We start from the raw sequence: 2,815 nt of genomic DNA on the forward strand, positions 1-2,815 counted from the left end.
AAGCAGACCGCACAGCCATCAAAAGTGAGCCAACTTAGGTGACATAACACCGAAGCTACCGAGGGACGAATTTACACCACATTTAGGACTTGATCGCTTGACTTTCAGAACAAACTAAGAGGATCCGCGGTCGCCGTGATTGGTGTTGGTGGATTTGGCACCGTTTTGTCAGTGCTTATGGCGGGGGCTGGCGTTGGTAAAATATATATTGTTGACGGCGATGTCGTAAATGAAGAGAACCTGTCCCGCCAATTTTTGTTTAGGCAGAACCACATTGGAATGCCAAAGGTAGTTGCTGCAAAAGAGGCCTTGCATGCCATTAACCTCACATCGAAATTATTGATATTAAGGGGTTTATTGAAACTGAAAGCGATTTGGACCTTTTAGCCGATGTCTCGTTCTTGGCAGGGATCGGAGGACCCCCATCTCGTTTGGGTAGAATTGTATCTCGGTGGGCAAAGAGACATGGGATAGCTCACCTTTTTTCAAAACCGGCGTTGGTTGGACCTTTGTGCATGCCTGGATACACTCCGTGCTACCAATGCATAGAAAAGTCGTTCCATCGAGACGATGCTGCAGAAATATCGTCGAATCTAGAATGGATGAGCGAAGTTCATCCAGCGTGGGCTGCTCATAATTTTATATCTGCCGCTATAAGCGTAGATCAAATTCTTAAATATCTATCAGGGTTCCAAAATCCTATAGTTCTCAACTCAGTGTTGGCCCTAGATTATTTCAAATTGCAAATTCGTAAGATTGGAGTTGACAAGAATTGCGGATGTTGTTCGCTGTTAAACTAAAGATACCTCTTGTCCTGATCAATTCTTCAGAAGCTGTTCAGTATTTAATGGTTTCGTTTAGAGACGGCGCTGTAATCTGGATGATGTTTCTTATTACCCGCTCTCCTTTGGACGTTGCGCTTATAACCGTAGCAAAGTTGCTCAGCGGCTGGATTGCCCCGATATCTGGATCCTTGGTTGATTCATGGAATTTGCGTAGGGTCATCAATTGGACCAACTTACTACGAGCGTTGTTGTGTTTCGGGACATCATTCGCATTGGATATGAAGTTAAGTTTCGTCATTACAATTTATTTGTTCTACATTCTACTAGGTGTGGTGAACAAATTTTATTACCCTGCATTTTTTACTGCCTACAATAAATTGCTTGATAATAACGCTCGGTTTAAGAATATGTCGGTAACAAACTCCATCATCATGGCCGCCAACGTGGTGGGTGCCCTTTTCATCGCGATAGGACTGCACCTTGATATGGTGTTTGCTCTTTGCGGAGTCGCATACCTGTACGCATACGTCATACTTAAATCCGCATTTCGTCAATATACAGGGGAAAGAGTCGCGCCCCCGAAGGCGCAACTTTCGTTGCACGGGCTGTCAAATCAATTGCGCGATCTGAATATCTACTTAAAAAACAACGTTGGGATCGTGGTGCTTGGTTTACTAGGGCTAGTACCCGAAATAGGTATCAAGATGGTAGATATGCTTACTCCAAAGTTTGCGGTCAACATCGGAATGGATCATAGGGAGTTCTACAGCTTATTGCTCTCCGTATTTTCGGGTGGAGCTTCTGTTGCGGGACTTGCGTCGGCGCTTTGGAGGACCAAAGATGAGGTTAAGAGACTCGTCTTCCTGTACCTGCTGTCGGCAGCTATAGTCACCTGTGTTGGTCTAGTGCAGAATCCCATCATTGATATAGCTCTCTACGCTGTTTTAGGCGGCTCGTTCATGGTCGAGAACAATGCGAGGCATGCGCTCAGAGTTTCCCTTACGGATTTCGTCTTTAATGGACGTATTTCTAGTATCTCAAACACCCTTGTTTCGAATACCGTCGCCTTGGTCTCGGTCGCAGTAGGATGGGTCGCAGGTTATGTTCCGGTGAGAACTATCTACGTATTGTGGGGTCCGGCTACTTTTTGCATAGTCCTCCCTCTTCTCCTGAAATTAAGAAGCACAATCGGTTCTGGGGTTTCCCAAAGTAAGGAGGAGTCTGTATGACTCTTTCCTTTTCAGGGGTCGGAGACATCGTTTTAAGTCGCAGCTGTTGGAGAGCATATATTACCTCTTTGCATAAGGTCAGGGAAATGATGGGAAGGGCAGACTTTCGGTTTGCCAACTTAGAAGCTGTTTTTCTGAGCGAGGCAGATCAACCGATTCCGTCTGTCAACAACGGATTTAATTCCTCAAAAAAATCGGGTTGATTTCCCCAAAAACACCGGTTTGGATTTCCTCAAAACCATCGCTTAAAATTCCCCGGACATATGTTCGGTCAGTCTTTCACCTCCTCTTGCAGGGCATGGGTTACGCCTGCCTTGAGTTTGTCCTTCATTCGGTAGCTGTTTCCGCGTATGTTGACCGTTGTCGCGTGGTGAAGCAATCGGTCAAGGAGAGCAGATGCCAGCACTTGGTCGCCAAACATGGTTCCCCAGTTGGTGAAACTTGTATTGGATGTGATGATCATCGCCCCTTGTTCATACCGCTCCGAGACCAGACGAAAGAAGTTTGCTGCGTCCAGCGCGTCCAGCGGCAGATAGCCGACTTCGTCGCAGATGAGAAGTTTCGGTTGGATGTAGACCCTCAGCCGCTTTTCTAAGCGACCCTCGTGATGCGCCTTTCGCAAATCGGCGACCAGTCGTTGCATGGTAACGAAGTAGACACTCATTCGGTTCTGCAACGCCTCCATCCCTAGGGCCACAGCCAAATGTGGAGCCGCACAGTCCGCAAGTACAAGGCGACGACGTATTCGAACCACGACTACCCGGTACAGGAGAATGTACTGAACCAAACGTTCGTGGCAGA

At 46.9% G+C, this 2,815-nt stretch carries 2 protein-coding genes and 1 pseudogene; 2 read left to right on the top strand and 1 reads right to left on the bottom strand.

The window, feature by feature from the left end; translation table 11 throughout:
* Window positions 1-111: 111 nt before the first annotated feature.
* Together BLU70_RS14095 and BLU70_RS14100 are read left to right on the top strand one after the other, a co-directional pair.
* Window positions 112-387: pseudogene (locus tag BLU70_RS14095) on the top strand (HesA/MoeB/ThiF family protein); the annotation flags it as partial.
* 391 nt (window positions 388-778) lie between these two features.
* Window positions 779-2,014, top strand: coding sequence for an MFS transporter (locus tag BLU70_RS14100; RefSeq protein ID WP_338082093.1), 1,236 nt, complete (start codon window positions 779-781; stop codon window positions 2,012-2,014).
* A 271-nt stretch (window positions 2,015-2,285) separates the two neighbouring features.
* On the opposite strand, the gene BLU70_RS14110 is transcribed toward BLU70_RS14100, so the two are convergent.
* Window positions 2,286-2,815 (bottom strand): ATP-binding protein (locus tag BLU70_RS14110; protein WP_176780930.1); only part of this gene is annotated, 530 nt, incomplete at its 5' end.

The sequence above is a fragment of the Alicyclobacillus hesperidum genome (assembly GCF_900107035.1).
Lineage (GTDB): Bacteria > Bacillota > Bacilli > Alicyclobacillales > Alicyclobacillaceae > Alicyclobacillus > Alicyclobacillus hesperidum.

Excerpts from the sequence above, each read along its gene's own strand:
- BLU70_RS14100 (WP_338082093.1), top strand. The coding sequence starts at position 779 with ATGTTGTTCGCTGTTAAACTAAAGATACCTCTTGTCCTGATCAATTCT.